The sequence below is a fragment of the Halobacillus sp. KGW1 genome, assembly GCF_001592845.1.
GTDB lineage: Bacteria > Bacillota > Bacilli > Bacillales > Halobacillaceae > Halobacillus.
Genome location: NZ_LSOC01000003.1, coordinates 792,603 through 811,893 on the forward strand (window position 1 = coordinate 792,603; position 19,291 = coordinate 811,893).

Annotated in this window: 17 protein-coding genes; 5 read left to right on the forward strand and 12 right to left on the reverse strand. The window is 46.4% G+C overall.

Translation table 11 applies throughout. The features are described 5' to 3' along the window. Positions 1-45 precede the first annotated feature (45 nt). The 3 genes from AXG56_RS12970 to AXG56_RS12980 all read left to right on the forward strand — a co-directional run bounded on the left by AXG56_RS12970 (position 46) and on the right by AXG56_RS12980 (position 3,568). Complete coding sequence (locus tag AXG56_RS12970) at positions 46-1,122, forward strand: Fe(3+) ABC transporter substrate-binding protein (RefSeq protein ID WP_008634976.1); 1,077 nt, start codon at positions 46-48, stop codon at positions 1,120-1,122. Positions 1,123-1,209: 87 nt separating this feature from the next. Next, positions 1,210-2,850, forward strand: coding sequence for an iron ABC transporter permease (locus tag AXG56_RS12975; protein WP_008634974.1), 1,641 nt, complete (start codon positions 1,210-1,212; stop codon positions 2,848-2,850). 1 nt (position 2,851) lies between these two features. Beyond that, complete coding sequence (locus AXG56_RS12980) at positions 2,852-3,568, forward strand: ABC transporter ATP-binding protein (protein WP_008634972.1); 717 nt, start codon at positions 2,852-2,854, stop codon at positions 3,566-3,568. Positions 3,569-3,613: 45 nt separating this feature from the next. On the opposite strand, the gene AXG56_RS12985 is transcribed toward AXG56_RS12980, so the two are convergent. The 3 genes from AXG56_RS12985 to AXG56_RS12995 form a co-directional block, all read right to left on the reverse strand. After that, positions 3,614-4,129 carry an acyl-CoA thioesterase gene (locus AXG56_RS12985; RefSeq protein WP_008634970.1) on the reverse strand — a complete coding sequence of 172 codons (516 nt, stop codon included), beginning with the start codon at positions 4,127-4,129 and terminating at the stop codon, positions 3,614-3,616. A 64-nt stretch (positions 4,130-4,193) separates the two neighbouring features. Continuing rightward, the gene (locus tag AXG56_RS12990) at positions 4,194-5,525 is read right to left on the reverse strand and encodes a cell wall metabolism sensor histidine kinase WalK (RefSeq protein WP_008634968.1); all 1,332 of its coding nucleotides are present in this window, start codon (positions 5,523-5,525) and stop codon (positions 4,194-4,196) included. Continuing rightward, positions 5,522-6,208 (reverse strand): response regulator transcription factor, encoded by a 687-nt coding sequence (locus AXG56_RS12995; protein ID WP_008634967.1) that lies wholly within the window; start codon positions 6,206-6,208, stop codon positions 5,522-5,524. The genes AXG56_RS12990 and AXG56_RS12995 overlap by 4 nt, the downstream gene beginning before the upstream one ends. A gap of 185 nt (positions 6,209-6,393) precedes the next feature. Here AXG56_RS12995 and AXG56_RS13000 point away from each other — a divergent pair, with 185 nt between their 5' ends. Further along, positions 6,394-7,548: a S1C family serine protease gene (locus AXG56_RS13000; RefSeq protein ID WP_062514920.1), complete on the forward strand. Its 1,155-nt coding sequence runs from the start codon at positions 6,394-6,396 to the stop codon at positions 7,546-7,548. Positions 7,549-7,743: 195 nt separating this feature from the next. Here the strand turns inward: AXG56_RS13000 and cls are convergent, their stop codons facing one another. The 9 genes from cls to AXG56_RS13045 all read right to left on the reverse strand — a co-directional run bounded on the left by cls (position 7,744) and on the right by AXG56_RS13045 (position 17,421). After that, a complete protein-coding gene (cls, locus tag AXG56_RS13005; RefSeq protein WP_008634964.1) occupies positions 7,744-9,186 on the reverse strand; it encodes a cardiolipin synthase in 1,443 nt (480 codons plus the stop codon). A gap of 156 nt (positions 9,187-9,342) precedes the next feature. Continuing rightward, positions 9,343-9,885 carry a transcription repressor NadR gene (locus AXG56_RS13010; protein ID WP_062514922.1) on the reverse strand — a complete coding sequence of 181 codons (543 nt, stop codon included), beginning with the start codon at positions 9,883-9,885 and terminating at the stop codon, positions 9,343-9,345. 81 nt (positions 9,886-9,966) lie between these two features. Then, the gene (locus AXG56_RS13015) at positions 9,967-11,424 is read right to left on the reverse strand and encodes a sucrose-6-phosphate hydrolase (RefSeq protein ID WP_062514924.1); all 1,458 of its coding nucleotides are present in this window, start codon (positions 11,422-11,424) and stop codon (positions 9,967-9,969) included. A gap of 13 nt (positions 11,425-11,437) precedes the next feature. Further along, positions 11,438-12,382, reverse strand: coding sequence for an aminoimidazole riboside kinase (locus tag AXG56_RS13020; RefSeq protein WP_026577815.1), 945 nt, complete (start codon positions 12,380-12,382; stop codon positions 11,438-11,440). A 157-nt stretch (positions 12,383-12,539) separates the two neighbouring features. Next, a complete protein-coding gene (locus AXG56_RS13025; protein WP_026577814.1) occupies positions 12,540-13,034 on the reverse strand; it encodes a PTS glucose transporter subunit IIA in 495 nt (164 codons plus the stop codon). 167 nt (positions 13,035-13,201) lie between these two features. Next, complete coding sequence (megL, locus tag AXG56_RS13030) at positions 13,202-14,374, reverse strand: methionine gamma-lyase (RefSeq protein WP_026577813.1); 1,173 nt, start codon at positions 14,372-14,374, stop codon at positions 13,202-13,204. A 74-nt stretch (positions 14,375-14,448) separates the two neighbouring features. Continuing rightward, a complete protein-coding gene (locus tag AXG56_RS13035; protein WP_008634957.1) occupies positions 14,449-15,639 on the reverse strand; it encodes an MFS transporter in 1,191 nt (396 codons plus the stop codon). Further along, complete coding sequence (locus AXG56_RS13040; RefSeq protein WP_008634956.1) at positions 15,639-16,070, reverse strand: MarR family winged helix-turn-helix transcriptional regulator; 432 nt, start codon at positions 16,068-16,070, stop codon at positions 15,639-15,641. The genes AXG56_RS13035 and AXG56_RS13040 overlap by 1 nt, the downstream gene beginning before the upstream one ends. A gap of 94 nt (positions 16,071-16,164) precedes the next feature. Then, positions 16,165-17,421 (reverse strand): EAL and HDOD domain-containing protein, encoded by a 1,257-nt coding sequence (locus tag AXG56_RS13045; protein ID WP_026577812.1) that lies wholly within the window; start codon positions 17,419-17,421, stop codon positions 16,165-16,167. Between the two features lie 142 nt (positions 17,422-17,563). Here AXG56_RS13045 and AXG56_RS13050 point away from each other — a divergent pair, with 142 nt between their 5' ends. Next, positions 17,564-19,150, forward strand: coding sequence for an FAD-dependent oxidoreductase (locus AXG56_RS13050; RefSeq protein WP_062514926.1), 1,587 nt, complete (start codon positions 17,564-17,566; stop codon positions 19,148-19,150). The last annotated feature ends 141 nt before the right edge of the window (positions 19,151-19,291 follow it).

The window sequence follows — 19,291 nt, forward strand, 5'->3', positions numbered from 1 at the left end:
TTATCATTCTTCACTTAACCGATTACATAACAGAGGTGGATGCAGATGAAAAAGAAAAAGTATTTAATTGGATTCTTATTACTACTCACTTCCCTCTTCTTAGCCGCTTGCGGAAGCAGCAGTAAAGAAGAAAGCTCGGAAACGGCGGGCGATGAAAAAGAAAAGGATAAAGGCGAAATCAACTTATATACAGGGCGGCATTATGACACAGATCAGCAGCTATACGAAGAATTTGAAGATCAAACAGGCATTAAAGTCAACGTGATAGAAGGTAAAGATGACGAACTGATTGCACGCCTGGCCAGAGAGGGCAAAGCATCAGAGGCAGATCTTCTTGTTACTGCCGATGCCGGACGCCTGCACCGAGCAAAAGAACAGGAGTTACTTCAACCTGTAGACAGTGACGTACTTACAGAGAACATCCCTGAAAAATTCCGGGATACAGATAAAACCTGGTTTGGCTTGACGAAGCGGGCCCGGATTATCGTAGCTCACAAAGATCGAGTTAATAAAGAAGACATCCAAACGTATTCCGACTTGACCAAAGATGCCTTTCAAGGGAAAGTCTTAATCCGCTCTTCCTCCAACATTTATAATCAGTCTCTACTCGCATCCATGATTTCCATCGATGGGGAAGAGAATGCGAAGGATTGGGCAAAGGGTATTGTAGACAACATGGCAAGAGATCCTCAAGGCGGTGACCGCGATCAGGCGAAAGCCATTGCATCCGGTGAAGGAGATGTTGCAGTCATGAACACATACTACCTCGGCCAGATGCTGAATTCTGAAGAGGAAGAAGAAGTTAAGGCGGCGGAACAACTCGAGGTGATTTTCCCTAACCAGGAAACAACGGGTACACACGTCAATATCAGCGGAATAGGTATGACAACCAGCAGTAAAAACCAAGAAAACGCTAAAAAGTTCATGGAGTTTCTGACGGAAGAGAAAGCACAGAAAGAATTTGCAGAAGCCAACTACGAATACCCTGTCAATCCAAATGTAGAAGCATCAGAGCTTCTGCAAAGCTGGGGAGACTTTAAAGAACAGGATATCCCGTTGAATGAACTTGGCGAAAACAATGACAGAGCCATTCAAATTATGAATGAAGTCGGTTGGAAATAACAGTTGAATCAGAAGTACCGCACCAGGTTTCCTGTGCGGTACTTCCACTATGAGAAAACAGTGCGGTCGTTAAAGGATGTGTCGCTTTTGAAACTCTCCAGAAAATTATCCGGTTATACAAATAGTTGGACGCTCTTCACCATAGCTATCGTTGTTCTGATCCTGATCCCCAATCTCTCCATCTTCACTAACTTTTTCACCAGAAAAGCAGAAAACTGGGAACACATACAAACGTACATTTTACCAGACCTGTTAACGAACACGGGCCTTCTCATCATAGGCACCGGATTATTCACGATTCTTATCGGGACAAGTCTAGCTTGGATTATTTCCGCGTATGACTTCCCTCTGCGTGGATTTTTTAAATGGGGGCTCATTCTTCCCCTTGCAGTTCCTCCTTATATTGCCGGATACACATACAATGGGATCCTCAATTATACAGGAGTCATTCAAACTACGTTAAGAAACCAGTGGGGAGTGGAAGTGAATCAGGACTACTTCAACATCCTGAACTTACCCGGAGCTGTTCTCATTTTTACATTATTTCTCTACCCTTACGTCTATACGATAACGCGGGCCTTCCTTGCCAACCAATCCGCTTCGTTAATTGAAAATGCCCGTTTATTGGGACGGAATCCAATGGAAATATTCTTCCGTGTCGTCCTCCCGGTGTCCAGAGGTGCAGTTGTAGGAGGAGCGAGCCTCGTTCTATTAGAAGTGCTGAATGATTATGGGGTCGTTCAATACTTTGGTGTTCCCACATTCAGCACAGCCATTTTTCAAACTTGGTTTGGAATGAATGATTTGAACGCAGCAATCAAATTATCTGCCACACTTATGATGATCGTATTTATTGTACTGCTGCTTGAAAGATGGCTGCGGGGCAGGAAGAAATATAGTACGACTACAGCCAAAGCCAGACCATTGACACCAATTCGTTTACATGGTGTAAAGGCAGCCATGGCATTTCTTTACTGTTTCCTTATCTTTGCTGCAGGGTTCTTGATCCCTGTTCTTCAGTTGGTTGATTGGCTGTTCCTGACGTATAAAAAGATCGCGTCCCCTGCATTTGCACAATTAATATGGAATTCTCTCCTTGTGTCTATTGCAGGTGCAATGATTATCACCCTATTCGCTGTCATCATTGCTAATTTTTCAAGGATGCATCAAAGTTTTCTTTCCAAATTAGCATCCAAGTCGACCATTCTCGGTTACTCTATTCCAGGGGCCGTGATTGCAGTGGGAATCAGCACTGTATTCATTGACCTGGATGAGAAGCTTTCCTTGTTCTATCAACAAACGGGTCTGGAAAGCCGGCTCTTCCTGAGCACGAGTCTGATCATACTGGTGTCCGCCTATATCATACGCTTTCTGGCAGTTGGTTATAATTCCATAGAAGCTGGTTTTGATAAGATAGGCAACAAGTACACCGAGGCATCCAGAATGCTGGGAATGAACGTGACGCAGTCGTTCTTCAAAGTAGATCTCCCTATGCTGAAAGGGCCCATCGTCAGTGGATTTCTACTGGCCTTCATTGAGATAATAAAAGAACTTCCCTTGACCTTAATTCTGCGGCCGTTCAACTTCGACACGCTTTCAACCAATGCGTTTAAGTATGCCAGCGATGAGAAAATACAGGAAGCAGCTCTGGCATCGATCATTATTGTATTGATCAGCGCCTTGGCTATCTACATTTTTTATCAAGTATTAGAAAAGGAGCCTACATGATATGTTTGTGACCATTCAGGACCTTACCTTCAAATACAAGAATGTGAAATCGTACACAGTCGATCACTTGAACCTTCATATTAAAAAAGGAGAAATTATTTCCATCCTTGGCGAAAGCGGAAGCGGAAAGAGTACAGTCCTACGCCTTTTATGTGGACTGGAGAAGCCTGAGAAAGGGCGCATTGTCATTAACGAGGAGACGATGACGGATGATCATACCTTCGTTCTTCCTGAAAAACGCGGAGTCGGTATGGTATTCCAAGACTATGCCTTATTCCCTCATATGACGGTTGCTGAGAACATCCGCTTCGGACTAAAAGGCATGAAGCAAAAAGAAAAGAAAATGCGCGTGGATGAAGTTTTGTCCTTAGTAAATATGACGGCATTTACAAAACGGTATCCGCATGAATTGAGCGGCGGACAGCAGCAGCGTATCGCTTTGGCCCGGGCACTTGCCCCAAAACCTTCTCTGTTATTATTAGATGAGCCTTTCAGTAATCTTGATGCGGATTTACAAATTAAAATCCGGAGTGAGTTGAAGGACATTATTAAAAAGACAGGAACCACATCCATCCTGGTCACGCACGACCGGGAGGATTCCAAGGCGATAGCGGACAGGATTCTCACCATAAGAGACGGCGCAGCTTATAACTGGGAATCCATCTGCACAATGAAACAGGACCCTTCCCCCCAGTCACAACTTGTTCATATGAAATAAACGTAAAAGACGGGCTTCTTTAAAAGAAGCCCGTCTTTTAATCATTTATTTTTTCCAAGGCAGGTCTGTCCCGAACTTCTCTGCCAGTTCTTTCGATTCTTTCCTGCGGTTTTTGCGGTATTCATGTCTCTTCTGAGCTCCCGCATGGAGCCATTTCTCTTCTTCTGATTCCGGATAGACTCCAGGCACTGGAGAAGGTTCATTATTCTCATCCACGGCAACCATGGACAGGAAAGCCGTCGTACATACTTTCCGTTCACCGGAAAGCAAATTCTCTGTCGTCGCTTTTACGAACACTTCCATCGATGTGTTATGTGTCCAAGTGACGAAGGCCTCCAGGCAGATCGTATCTCCTTCAAAAACCGGCTGCAGAAAGTCTACAGAGTCCGTTGAAGCGGTGACAACGGGTTTACGACAATGACGGACGGCGGCAATAGCGGCTACGTCATCAATATGGGCCATCAACTTTCCTCCGAACAATGTTCCGTGGCTGTTCGTATCCGGTGGGAGCACGTGTGAACTTTTAACAGTCAGTGAATCTATACATGGTTTTGCTTCCATCGTCTCTGTCCTCTCTTCTATGTGAAATCGTTCTCTGTTCCTATTATACCATGTTCGTCCGTTCTCACTCTCTTCTAAAAAACTGGACCTCGAAAACAGCCCCGGTCCCGTTCTTCTTGTTGGACGCGCTGATTTCTCCACCGCTCCGCTCAATGATGGCTCTGGCAATAGCGAGACCAAGACCTGTTTCTCCTCCTTTTCCTTTAATGAAACGCTCAAACAATTGTGGAAGCAATTCTTCCGGAATACCTCCTCCATCGTCTATAACACGGACCAAAAAACGATTCTCTTTCTCTTCCGTTTCGATAGAGACCTTCGTTTCGGCATGACGAACGGCGTTGCTTAAAATGTTGATCAGCGCCTGCAGTACTCTTTCCGGATCTACATTGGCGCGGAACGGCCTTGCATTTCCCATCTCCAACGCAATTTCTTTGTCTCTCGCCAATGGATAGATCAAGTCTTTGGCCTGATTGGCTATTTCAGAGAGATCCGTGTCTTCCGGATGGTAGACGTCTTCATTACTGTCCAGCTTAGCGAGTAAGATCATTTCATTTACAATCTTCTTCAATCGTTCCGTTTCGCTTACCATTACATTCAAGCCCTTTTCTCTTGCTTCCCCTTCAAACACCCCGTCCCTGATCCCTTCGGCATAACCTTGGATAGACATCAACGGGGTCTTCAATTCATGGGAGGCATTTTGGAAGAATTGCTTCTGCGAATGAATGTAGCGCGAGAGTTCTTTCGCCATCTGCCTTACGCTCTGCTCCACTTCCCGGATTTCTCCGGAAGCTTCCACCTCCTGAACATCAGAAAACTGCCGTTTCTCAATTTTCTTTAATTCTCGTTTCAATTTCGTCAGTGGAGTGACGAGCCTCCAAGTCAGCACATAACTGACGATGATAGCCATCAACAGACCGATTACGAAAACAGCAAGCATCCGGAGCGCGAAGACGGATTGGACAGCCTGCAGGTCATTGAGCGGTGTAGCCATCACCAATACTTGATCGTTTCCGGAGTTCACTGCAAAATCGTAGACCACATATTTCTCTTCCCGGCTTTCCCACACTTCCTGCCCCATCAATTCATCCTCATACCTGTCGATCCAGGTGTATGCGATGTCTGCCGGCATCGTCCGGAACAATACTTCCCCCGTACTCCTGTCGAATAGAAGGATCGGATAATTTCTATCTTGAATCAGCTCGGACAGCTGTGTGTTCCTGTCGGGTCCGTCTTCATTAATGACGTTGATCAGCAATTCGGCTCTCCCCTTCAATTGTCTCTGTTCGTCCTGAATCAGCATATCCATGAGCAGAGAATAAATGAAGAAAGCGGTAATGGACATGATTGCGATGATCAAGGCAGCAAATGCGGCATTCAGCTGGTATTGAAGCTTCATGACCCCTTCTCCCGGAGCCGGTAGCCATGTCCCCAAACGGTCTCAATCGGAAGCTGGCTCATTTTCTTCCGCAACCTTTTGATGAGATCATCCACCGCCCGATCGCTTCCGAAGTAGTCCTCTCCCCACACCTTGATGAGAAGTTCCTCCCGGGAAAAAGCACGATTAACTTGGGATGCGAGGATGCGGAGCATTTCGAATTCTTTTGTCGTCACTTCCACCTCTTCGGATCGGAAGTAAGCCCGACGCTCGGAATAACTCAACTCCAGCTCCCCTGCGATAACCCTGTCTCCCTGTTCTTCGGAGACAGGGCGCAATGCTTCCCATCTCTTTAAATGACGCTTCACACGCGCCATCAACTCTCTCGGGCTGAAGGGCTTCGTCAAATAATCATCTCCACCAAGCTCCAGCCCCAGGATTTTATCGACTTCATCATCCTTCGCTGATATGATTAAAATGGGTACTTCCGACGTCTGCCTTATCTTCTTACAAAACTCATACCCGTCCATACCTGGAAGCATAATATCCAGCACCCACAAGTCAGGTGTCTCTTCCTCAAATACCTCCCACGCCTTTTCAGCCGTATCGGAAGCGTAGACACGATAGCCTTCTTTCTTCAAATATCCTTCCACAATATCTCTTATATTCGGATCATCTTCTACAAGACCTATCTTATAGTCCATGCTTATTCCTCCTTCAAACGATCGTCCTCTACTTATTTTCTCATATTAGCGGGCGTTCTCCCTTCATTACACACTTTTTCCACATTTACTCCAAAGTCATTCCATATATCGAGCGTATTATAAAGAATGTAAGAGACATCAAGAGACATACATCGAAACGAAGAGAAAGGAGCCAGCGCTTCTCTATGTTTGATGACGAAAAACAGAAAAAACACCGAAAAAGCCAGTATAAGCGTTCTGGATTGGCCTTCAGCGTCCTAGGTGCCATCATCGCTGTTTTTCTTGTTACGACTGTGTTCCAATGGAAAGGAATTTCCATCCATATCAACACAGATCAGCCTACTGCTCAAGCGAACGAACTTGAGATTGGAGAAACACAAGAGTCCGTAACACAGGCGATAGATGAAGCCTCCCCAGCAGTCGTCGGGATAAGCAATATCCAGAATGGTTCACAAGGTGCAGAAAAAGCCGGTACTGGATCCGGGGTCATTTATAAGAAAGACGGTGATAAAGCTTTTGTTGCCACCAACCATCACGTAGTAGAGAATGCTTCCGAACTGGAAGTCATTTTAAGTGATGGAACGAAAGTGAATGCCGAATTGAAAGGCAGTGACCCGTTAACTGATCTAGCCGTTTTACAGATAGATAGCGAACACGTCCAAAAGGTTGCCCGGTTGGGTGAAGCGAAAGACGTAGAGGTCGGCCAGACAGCCATAGCCATCGGTAACCCGCTAGGCATGGAGTTCGCTGGATCAGCCACCAAAGGTATTGTCAGTGGTCTTAAAAGGGATATCCCTGTAGATATTAACGGAGACCAACAGCCAGACTGGCAGACCGAAGTGATCCAAACGGATGCTGCCATCAACCCAGGAAACAGTGGTGGGGCATTGATAAATCTGCAAGGGGAAGTCATTGGGATTAACTCGATGAAAATTGCCAAAGCAGAAGTGGAAGGCATCGGATTTTCCATCCCGATGGATGTAGCCAAGCCAGTCATCGAGGACCTGGAATCCAAAGGACAAGTAGAACGGCCTTATATGGGCGTTTCACTCCAAGATGTCACTCAGGTACCTAATCAAATCCTGCAGGATGAATTAGGGCTCCCGGAGGATGTTAAAGGAGGCGTGCTTGTACAGGGTATCGAACAAGGTTCCCCCGCCCAAAAGGCAGGAATCGACCGGTACGATGTCATTACGGAAATCGATGGGGAAGAAATAAAATCCCTCATTGATCTAAGAAAGTATCTTTATAACGAAATGGACGATGGAGATACTGCAGATTTGACCGTTTATCGTGACGGCAGCCCAATGAATATAAAACTTACGCTAACCTCTCAATAAGAACAACAGATAAGCTATTAATTTGATATGTCTTGAAACGTCTGGCGGTTAAAGGGGACCAGGCATACGATCCCCCCTCCAACCAATGCCTGATTGAACTTTGCCGCAGACCTTTCAGACACCATTATTATAACCAACCTCTCTCGAAAGAGCCCCTGCGCATTGCGCAGGGGCTCTTTTTATTTCCGCTTCTATTTAAAGAATCGGTGATAACAGCCTGGAAATGGCTTCTTTAAACCTTATCCATTTCGATCTGGATTGATAGAGCTTCAAAGTGAGCTCTGTCGAATCTGCAATGTCTTCCTGAAATCGGTCTGCCAGGGTTTTGGAGATATCCGGATGGTAGAGGAAGGCATTGACCTCGAAATTCAACCGAAAGCTTCGAACATCGATGTTTGCTGTTCCGACGGATGCTATATTCCCATCAACTACTAACGTTTTCGCATGCAGGAACCCCTTTTGATATACATAAATGGTTGCTCCCGCCTTCAGCATATCGCCGATATTGGAGTAAGTAGCCCAGTATACGAATGGATGATCCGGCTTGTTGGGGATCATAATCCGGACGTCGACCCCGGAAAGGACAGCTACGCGGAGTGCATCCAGCAAACTGTCATCAGGAATGAAGTAAGGCGTTTGAATGTACACATAATCCTTAGCAGACAGAATCATCTTAATGTACCCATGCTTGATCTGCTCCCATTCGGAATCCGGCCCGCTGGAAACGATCTGCATGCCGACATCCCCCTTCGGTTCCGCCTGATAATAACGCTCTTCATAGACAATATCCCTTCTGGAGGCCTGGTTCCAGTCGAGAATGAAGCGCGTCTGCATATGATTGACCGTTTCCCCTTCCACTCTCAAATGCGTATCACGCCAGTATCCGAAACGCTTGTTGAACCCTAAGTATTCATCGCCGATGTTGAAACCGCCGATGTAACCGATCTTCCCATCAATAATTGCCAGTTTTCTATGATTACGATAATTGATTTTGAAATTGACCTTTGGAATAAGAGACGGAAAGAAAGACTCGACTTGAACTCCTGCCTCGACCAGCTTCTTCTTGTACTTTCTCTTCAAGAGCCTCGAGCCCATATCATCATATAGTAATTTTACCTCAAGTCCCTGCTGTGCTTTCCTTATCAGGACGTCCGCCAGCCTCTGCCCGAGATTATCATCTCTAAGAATATAATACAGCAGATGAATGTGATCCTCCGCTTCTTCAATATCCTGCATCAGAGCATGGAATTTCTTCTGGCCGTCCGTGAATATTTCCACTTCATTGTTCTGGGACAGCAATGCATCATTATTCTTTAAGTGCATATAAATTAAATCTTCATATGGAATGATGTCCTCATGATACACTTCCAGCTTATCCTCCTTGATCGCCTGCAGCTGCTCCTGCACAGCGGTCAGTAAGCCAAGCCTGCTTTTCTTATCCCACGTAAAAATTTCTTTGTTGCTCAAACGCCTTCCGAAGATTAAGTATAAGATAAAGCCGACGATCGGTAAGAACAACAAGACCATCAACCATGCCCACGTCGCACTTGCATCCCTTCGTTCGAGGAACACAATCGCCAGAGCGAGAAGAACGTTAAATGCTAGGAGAAAGCTGAGTATGTGAGGTAAAAAATCCATTGGAATCACCTGCCTTTACCTATCTTACGATTATTATTTAAATATACCACACTCATCCCCGAAACCACCCTGATTAAAACAGAGGGATATCTCTTCCGCTTCATAAGAAAAAAGGGAGATGCTTCTTGATAAAGCATTTCCCTTTTTTCTGCATGGCTATTGATTCAGAAGAATACCGGCTTCTTGCAAGGCTTCTTCTGCTTCATCCAATGCTTCCTTATTATCCGCTGCTATCGTGTGGGTGTGGATACCTCCCGTGAGTTCCAAAAGATACGAGGCGTTGGTGGACTCGACCTTCCGAATGAACTTCTTCACATCCCGCCTGTTCGCTATGCGCAGCTGAGCTGTCAAGTCGCCGTAAATCGGATGTTCTACGACGACGTCCTGGACATGGACTCCGTGGTCAACAAGAATATTCAATTCTTCTTCTGTTGCTTCACCGGCATGCTGGCAGACAATCGTCCGTTCGAATGCCATGTCTTCTTTCGCATCGGTCATGTACATGTACCCCTGACTAGTAGCGACAATCGGTTCATTGGCAGCTTTCAACAAGGACACATCGCCGACGATCACCTGGCGGGTCACGTTCATTTCCTCTGCCAGAGAGCTTCCCGTTACAGGAGTACGCTTCTGTTTCAATAACGTTAGAATATGGTCGCGCCGTTCACTTGCTTTCATTTTTTTAGAAGATTGACTCATCACATGACCCCTCCGTACGATTAACATAAGAACATTTTATCACAATCTGTATTTATTCCGGAAGCACACGTCCGTTAGCAATCAGGCGTGTTGAAAACCATCCAGCTTCCATTGTTCAATAGAGAATGTACTTTCACCGAGGGAGGTGAACAGAATATGTTCTTCTTCCGGCTGAGGGAAGATTCGTGAAGTCATAACTTCTTCCCCTTCATTTATGAATACTTCAAGAGAGGAGTGGTCGACGTACAAACGCATACTCTTCAACCCTTGTTCAAGGGCGACCCGACGGAATTCCGTTTTCGTTTTGTCCTCCAAATGGGGCCTGGACAAGGTGAGCACGCCGTCCTTATAACTTAAAGAAGCGTATTGGAAAAGCTCGATGGCGAATTGATCCTCAATTTTCTCAAACTCCAGGTTCCACTCAACGCTTTTCCCTTCTATCCCTCTGATTGCCTTTTGATCATTGTTAATCGTAATAGACGAATGAAGGAGTACCGGTCCTCTCATCTGCTTAAGCTCTTCCGCAGGCTTCTGAATGATCTGCGTGCCATTCCAGGTCAATTCTCTCGGAAGGGTCATGCAGTGAACCCACTGATATTCGATGGTTGGATGGGCCTGCTCATACTGGTCAGGCACACCCATCCATCCGAAGAGAAGCCTTCTCCCCTGTTCGTCCAGGGTCGTTTGAGGGGCATAGAACTCAAACCCTCGGTCTAGTTCCCGGAAGTCTTCGTGCTCAAGCTTTCCAGTGTTGTAATCAAGAGCACCTGCGAAGTATCCACTCTGATACGTATTGGCATAGTTCATACCTTGAGGTTCCAGTCCTTGAGGCGATACGATCAGGATGTCTTTTCCACCTAGTTCAAACAAGTCGGGACATTCCCACATATAACCGAAGGAGCCAAGGGTCCCCTCCCTGCTTCCTGTCACCGGACCCATCAACTCCCAGTTCTTTAAGTCTGATGACTGGAACATAACAACTTTCCCTTGAAGATCTTCGCTTTGTGCTCCAATGACCATATACCAATGATCGGCTTTCTTCCAAACTTTTGGATCTCTGAAGTGAGGTGTGTACCCTTCAGGAAGGTTGACAGCCACCCCTTGTTTCTCGAAGTGTACACCGTCTTGCGATACTGCGATGCATTGATAAGCCTCCCGGTTATCATTCTCGTCTTTTACATTTCCCGTATAGAAAAGATAGAGTTCATCATCATGAACCACTGCACTTCCTGAATAAACTCCGTTTTTGTCAAACCAGTCCGAAGGCGTCAAAGCTATGGGCTCATGCCGCCATTTCACTAAGTCTTCGGAGGCGTAATGGCCCCAAAACTTCGCACCATGGCCGGTGTCGAAGGGCATCCATTGGTAGAAAAGATGGTACGTACCTTTCCATTGAATAAATCCGTTCGGATCATTCAGCAGCCCGACCGGGGGCATATGATGATACTTCAGGCGGTAAGGATCGGATTCCACTGTGTCCTTATGCTTCTCCACTTCTTCGTTAGCTAGTCTTCGTAATTCTAAATCGCGTTCTGACAAAACGACGCCTCCCTTATTTCAAATATCCTTCGACCTCATCCAAGGTCGGTAATGCCGTCATTGCCCCTTTGGTCGCGGCCGCAAGCGCACCCGATACACTTGCAAAACGAGTAATCGATTCCATGTCTTCCATAGATAACTCGTCAACAGCTTGATTACGCTCGCTTAATTGATAAAGGATCCCTGAAACAAAGGCATCCCCCGCTCCTGTGGTGTCGACAGCTTTTACTTTCATAGCCGGAACGTGGACATGACCGGAATTTGTAAACAGATGACTTCCTTCCCCGCCCATCGTTACGTAAAGCAATGGAATGTCATACGATGCAAGTGCTCTTACACCTTTATCTATTTCCTGTTCCCCTGTAAGAAATTCCAATTCTTCTTCTGAGATTTTCACAACATCCGCCTCTCCGAGCATAGAAAGAATTGTTTCTTTCGCCTGCTCTCCGGAAGGCCACAACCCGAGTCGGAGGTTAGGATCATAAGAAACAATCATCCCTTCTTCTCGGGCACGCGCAACCGCCTTCTTGGTAGCAGACTTCGAAGGCTCATTGATCATGGAAATCGAACCGAAGTGGAATAAGTTATGAGCTCGGAATAAATCATCATCAATCTCTTCTTCCTCAAGAAAACGATCGGCACTTGGGTCGATGTAGAAATCAAAGCTTCGTTCTCCGTCTTCCCCAAGCGTAACGAATACGACACCGGTCCTCGTGTCCTGCGTTAAGTACATGTGGTCCGTATGTACACCATAGCTGCCCAGTGTCTCTTTCAAAAAGCGTCCGAGTACGTCGTCTCCTACTTTACCGAGGAACGTAGATTTTGCTCCAAGCCGTGCAAGACCGACGGCTACGTTAGCAGGTGCCCCACCGGGACTTTTTTGAAAATTTATGTTCTGATCATCCAAAGGGATAAAATCGATCAGGGCTTCTCCTAAACTGATGATACCTTTCTTCATATCACTCATCCTCTCTTTACAATTGGCCGTTCCCTTACCATTGGGACAAACTCTGTTTTCATTATACGTCGTTCCCGGTAACGTTTCCAATCCTAATCTAAGAAAGTTTCCGATCTAAAAAAAAGCCCTTGAAATACCTCATCAAGGGCTTGTCCTTTTATTTTGTCTGGAGTGTGGCAACGGTCGTCTGACCTGCGCTTGCACCGTCGGAATAAGCAGGGTCGAATTGATCGACGATATCATCATAGTTCGTGATGACCACTGGTGTAATCGTGCTTTTCGCTTTCTCTTTCACTAATTCAACATCGAACGTGATCAAATGATCTCCGACATCCACGTGGTCGCCGGTTTTCACATGTCCTTCAAACCCTTCTCCTTCCATGGAGACGGTTTCAAGACCGATATGGACAAGAACTTCCACACCGGATTTCGTTTTAATTCCGATCGCGTGATTCGTCGGGAACAGCTGGACAATTTCTCCGGAAACGGGTGCCACGACCTTTCCGTCGCTGGGTTCGACAGCGATTCCGTCCCCCATCATCCGCTGACTGAATACAGGGTCGTCCACTTCGTCCAGAGGTACAACCTTACCATTTACAGGTGCTACGATTTGCTCTTCTACACTTTTCTTACCAAATAGTTTCTTAAACATACTGCATCGTCCCTTTCTGCTTATCATTTGTATTTAGAGGGTATTGCTGTCCGTTTCCTTCCTCACATTATCCATGTGTTTCTTTTCCCTTCAAAAAATAAGGTAAACGCGGAACCTTTGTCCATTTAAAGAAGAAGCCGGTTCAAATTGCTCCGGCTTCTTCCCGCTCACACGGATAATGCTTGATATATATCATGCCAAATATCATCAGCTGCTTCAAGTCCTACGGACAGGCGGATCAGCGAATCGGTAATCCCCATTTCTTCCCTTTTGTGTGCCGGTACGACTGCATGGGTCATCGAGGCGGGGTGCTGAATAAGCGTCTCCGCATCCCCAAGGCTGACGGCAATCCGAATAAACGATAATCTGTCAATGAAGTTCTGCGCCTCACGCTTGCCTCCACTCAGTTCAAAAGCAACGACTCCACCGCCATTTCTCATCTGCCGGCCGGCCGGGCTGTCTATCTCCCTTACTCCAGGATAATAGACACGCTCTACTCTCGGGTGAGAAGCCAGCTTATCAGCAATCACTTGTGCATTTGAACTGTGGCGATCCATACGGACATGGAGCGTTTTTAATCCTCTCAAAAGCAGCCAGGCATCAAAAGGAGACAATACTCCACCTATGTCCTTCTGTTCCGACATTCGAAGACGGTTCATGAATTCTTCATCGCCGACCACAAGACCTGCAATAACATCTCCGTGTCCGCTGATATATTTCGTCGCACTATGGATAACAATATCGCACCCTTTTTCCAATGGGCGCTGGAGATAAGGGGTGCAGAATGTATTGTCCACCACGACCGGAACACCATATTCCTTAGCTGCTTTTGCGACCATCTCAAGATCAATCACCCGCATTGTAGGATTAATCGGCGTTTCAATGAAGACACACGTCGTCCTATCCGTTATTTGCTCCCGCACTTCCTCTTCTGTCCTCATATGACTGAAACTGTGTGTAATGTCATACTTCTCCTCCATCATGGTAAGCAGCCCGAATGTACATCCGTACAACCCGTTGGAACACAGGATATGATCCCCTGTTTTCGTCAGGGCGATCAACACAGCGGAAACAGCTGCCATTCCCGATGCAAAAGCAAGCCCTTTCTCGCCGCCTTCCAACACAGCGATTCTATCTTCCAACGCCCGCACGGTCGGGTTTCCGAGGCGCGTATATATATACCCTTCCTCTTCCCCGGCAAATCGGCGCTCCCCCTCCGCAGCCGATGAGAACGAAAAAGTGGACGTTTGAAAAATCGGTGCTGCTAAACTTCCTTCGTAGTTTCTTTCCGGACCACCATGGATCATCTCTGTCTCTATCTGTTTTTTCTCCCTTTTCATACCTATCTCTCCCACCTATATATTGTAAGCGTTTACAATAATCTTAACAAAAGAAGGAGGGAAAGACCTCCTTCTTAACTACTATATTCTATGCGGGGGCTCGCCTTCTGTTTCCTTCTTCCATGGAGAACCATATAAATGATGATCCCGGCAAAAACAAGGAAGGAACTATTGAAATACAGAGAAGAAAAGCCGATTCCTGATGCCACTGCTCCTACTACGTAAGAGCCGACACCCATTCCCGTATCGAAGATTGCGAAGAAAGTAGCTGTCGCGGCACCGGGGCGCTCCGGCACTTTTTTCAATGCAATCGTTTGAAAGCTGGGGACGATGGTTCCCCAGCCTAAGCCGATCAAACCGCCGGAGATGAGCAGCAGCAAGCCGCTGTCTGCGATGCTCAATAGAATCATTCCGATTCCAAAAACGGCAATCGCAGGAACGACGATGACATTCTCTCCGTGCTGATCAAACCATTTGCCTGTAAATGGACGAGAAAGGAGGAGCACGACCGCATATACGACAAAGAAGAATGTTGCATATGTTTCCAGTCCCAGCCCCTTCGCATACACGGATACAAACGACAGCACCCCGGAGTACGCGAGCGCCATCACTGCTCCCGTCAGCGCAATCGGGATGACCGTTACTTCAAAGAGGCCTGACACTTTCGGAACGAAGCTACGCTGCATCGATCCACTACGTTCCTCCGATATCGTAATAAACAGAGCCGTCACCAAAGCAGCAAAGGCAAAGACAAGGCACGTCAGGAACATGAAACGAAACCCCGTATTCTTAACAAGGAACAGTCCAAGGAAAGGTCCGATGACCATGGCAATATTCATAGACATGGCAAAGTATCCCATCCCCTCGCCTTTCCTCTGAACTGGAATAACATCTGCCGCCATCGCGCCCAGAACCGTCGTCCCCATACCAAATCCGATTCCTTGAAGAAAACGAATAGCGAGTACAGCCGTAAATGCGTCCGTCAACAGGTACAAAACTGCACTGACTCCAAAAATGGAGAGAGCGGTCAGAGCAATGCGGCGCCTTCCAATCGTCTCCACCCAATGTCCCGTCAATGGACGGATGAGAATGGCAGCGATAAGAAAGATCGTAATGACAAGTCCAGCTTCCCCCTCCCCGACGTGAAGACCGTCCATTGCATACAACGGCATCGTAACGAACATTAAGTAAAAGACGAGAAATAAGAAAAAGTTACTGGCGCATACCGTCAAAAAATTCTTCGTCCATAGTGGTTCCTTTTCCATCAATTTGACTTCCTTCTTTCCTTCGAAATTATATCCGATAAATGCTTGATTAAAGACTCCAGATCCCGTTCATTATCCGCACCCAGTTCCTTCAGAAGCCTTTCTTCTGAATCTTGGATGGCTTGCTGCCATCTCGGGAATGCTTTTGTGCCAGCCTCGGTAAGAGTGATGTCATTTGTTCGTTGATCTTCGCTGGGACCTTTGGATACGTATCCCAAACTCTCTAATTTAACGATGACCCTCGACAAAGGAGGCGCTTCGATATTAAGCCGCTCTCTCAATACGGACTGCGTCATCACTCCTCCATTGGAATACAGTTGGAACAGGACAGCCCAATGGGACATGTAGATTTCTTCCTCCTTGAGCGCTTCATTCAAATATTGATTCACATTACGGGATAATTGCTGAATGTGGTGAAAGATGAGTGACACTATACTCCTCCTTTCTTTACCTAGGTAACGGTTGTCGTAAAAAAATACTCTCTAAACACATAAAGAGTATTTTAACATGATGTTCCAGGTCTGTCTATTCTGTTATTTTTTCCATAAAGTTCTCTTGAAACAGCTCTTCCGTCCAAGAGACAGCCTGGGCGTATATTTCAAACACCGTAGACACGTTCAAAGGCATCCCGCCTAACGACTCTCCCAGCTTCTGAAAATCTGCCGTCTCCAAATGGACGGCCAATTCAAGGATTTTCCGGAAACGGTTTTCACCGCCTTGAAGAGCTGCTAAGATATCTGCCTCCAGCGGCAGGGTGCTTACTGCTTCCGCCAATGGGCGCTGAGTGATGACATCAATAAGAGAAAGAAATCCCGTTAGGAAATGTCCGTCTGCCATATCTCCTTCTCCTGAAGCCAAAGCCAGTTGTTCACACACCTTTGCCCTGGTCAGACTCGTTTTCATAACCAATTGCTCCCGAGGGTGCGTGGGAGGAGCAGCATTCTCTACCGTCAAGACGTACATCCACTTTTTCAGCGTCTCGGTGCCCAGCAGCATGACTGCCTGCTTGATGGAGTGAATGGAATACTTCGGCTTATAAAGGGAAGAATTGATCAAGCGGAGCAGTTTATAAGTTAATGCGAGGTCCTGCTCCAATATGGATGTCACCTTATCGACATCGACTGACTCCTCCAGAACAGACAATTCACGAATTAACCGCAGATACGTAATGTTCAGCGGCATAATAGAAGACGCTTGGACGATAACAGGCTTGCTGTAATAAAATCCTTGAAACAATCGGAAGCCTTCCTTCATACAACGCTGGTGTTCTTCCAATGTCTCCACCTTCTCTGCAAGAAGAGTCAAAGAGAAATCTTCCGCCAGCTGGATGATCTTCCTACGATTTTCATCAGAAACCGCTCGTACGTCCACTTTTAGAATATCAACATAATGCAGAAGTTCCATCAAGGCCGGCCTGTTAATATCGATCATGTCATCCAGGGCTATTAAGTACCCTTTCTGCTTCAAGTCCCTGCACACCCGGATCAAATCCAGACTTAAAGAGACGTTCTCGAGAATCTCGATGACCAGCTGATCCGGACGGAAATATTCCGGTACTTTCTCCAGCAATAAGTCTTCCGTAAAGTTAATGAAACATGGTTTGTTCCTGGAAAGGCGCTCCAAACCGATTGTAATAAACCCGTTCATCAACACCTCAGACGTCGCCTTGTTCGGATCTACCGGCACAAAACGATTCTCTTCACTATTCCTATATAACAATTCATAACCGAACACTTCATCGGCAACCGTTAAAATCGGCTGTCTCGCCACAAACACATACATTTTCCAACCTCCCTCCAACGCACGCATACACTTCCTCAATTATACTACAAACCCATTTACTTGTTAATTTTGGAGAGGATATACATGAAACGGTAAAGAAAGGAAATAATGAAGATAAAGAAACGTTCATAGGAGGAAAAGCATGGGACATCACGAGAAATGGACACAACCAGAGCCGATGTGGCGCGAAAATTTACGCCTGCCTGCTTTCGAAGCACTCAAAGAAAATAAACAAACAGAAGTCACAGTCGTCGGCGGTGGCATCACAGGAATTACAACCGCTTATCTGCTTGCAAAAGAAGGCAGACAGGTAACCCTGATTGAATCAGATGTACTGTTGAATGGGACCAGCGGCCATACGACTGCTAAAGTAACGGCCCAGCACGGGCTGATCTACAATGAATTGTTAAAACACTTCGGGGAAGAATCGGCTGCCTTATACTACCAGGCTCAGATGGATGCACTCCAAACCATGGAGAATCTTATTACCAAACACAAGATTGACTGTGAATGGGAGAAAGAAGATGCATTTCTATTCTCTACTACGAAGCAGGGAGCTCATAAGCTCGAACAAGAATACGAGGCCTATCAAAAACTGAAAATTGAAGGTGCGATCGGAGACGAGGTCCCTTTTGACAGTGATGCCAACCGGACGCTCCTCATGACAAACCAGGCGCGATTTCATCCAGTGAAGTATTTGAAAGGACTTATCGACGAATTTATCCGTCTTGGCGGCGAAGTCTGCGAACACACAAAGGCCGTGGACGTGAAAGAAGCCGAAAGAGTTCATGTACGCACCGGGGAAGGGTTCACACTTACAAGCGACTACGTCATCTCCTGCAGCCACTTCCCTTTCTATGACGGAAAGGGCCTCTACTTCAGCCGCATGTATGCAGAACGCTCTTATGTCATAGCTATTGAGCCGGAAAAGGCCGTACCACCAGGGATGTACATCTCTATTGATGAACCTAAACGCTCGATAAGAACAGCCGACTACAACGGAACTTCTGTACTGCTGATCGGAGGCGAAAGCCACAAAACAGGCCAGGGTGTCGATACTTCCTTTCACTACCGGGCCTTGGAAGAATTCGCCTCCGAGACATTCGGCATAAAACAGAAGCTGTTTCAGTGGTCTGCGCAAGACTTGACGACGCTTGATAAAGTACCTTATATCGGACCAATAACAAGGAACAATCATCGGGTTTTGATCGCTTCCGGCTTCCGCAAATGGGGCATGACGAACGGAACACTCGCAGCCATGCTGCTTCGTGATTATGTTATGAGAGAGCAGTCCCTCTATCACGAATTATTCAAGCCGGCCCGTTTCAAAGCAGATCCAAGCATGAAACACTTCCTGTCTCAGAATTTTGATGTCGCCAGTCACTTAATCGAAGGAAAACTGGAACTTGTCGCTGACCGTCCGGAAACATTGGATAAGGGCGAAGGGATGGTTGTCCAATGGAAAGGAGAGCGCGCCGGCGCCTTTAGAGATGAAGAAGGGAAGCTTCATGTTTTGGATACAACCTGTACCCATCTAGGCTGCGAAGTGGAGTGGAACAATGCTGAACGCACCTGGGACTGTCCATGCCATGGATCGCGTTTCGCTTTTGACGGGTCTGTGATGGAAGGACCTGCCGACCGTCCGCTTATGAAGCTTGCTGTAGAAGACGAAAAAGATATTCCTGTCCAACTAGAAGAGGATTCGAATGGAAATCAAGATCAAATCTAATTGGGTAAAACCAGACACCACTTCCTCAGGTGTCTGGTTTTATTATCTTTCCTGCGTCTTTTTCCCTGCTGTCCTTTCCAGGAATCGGTGCTATAATGATTCGTATGAAAAATTTTAAGAGCCACACAGAAAGGACTTCTT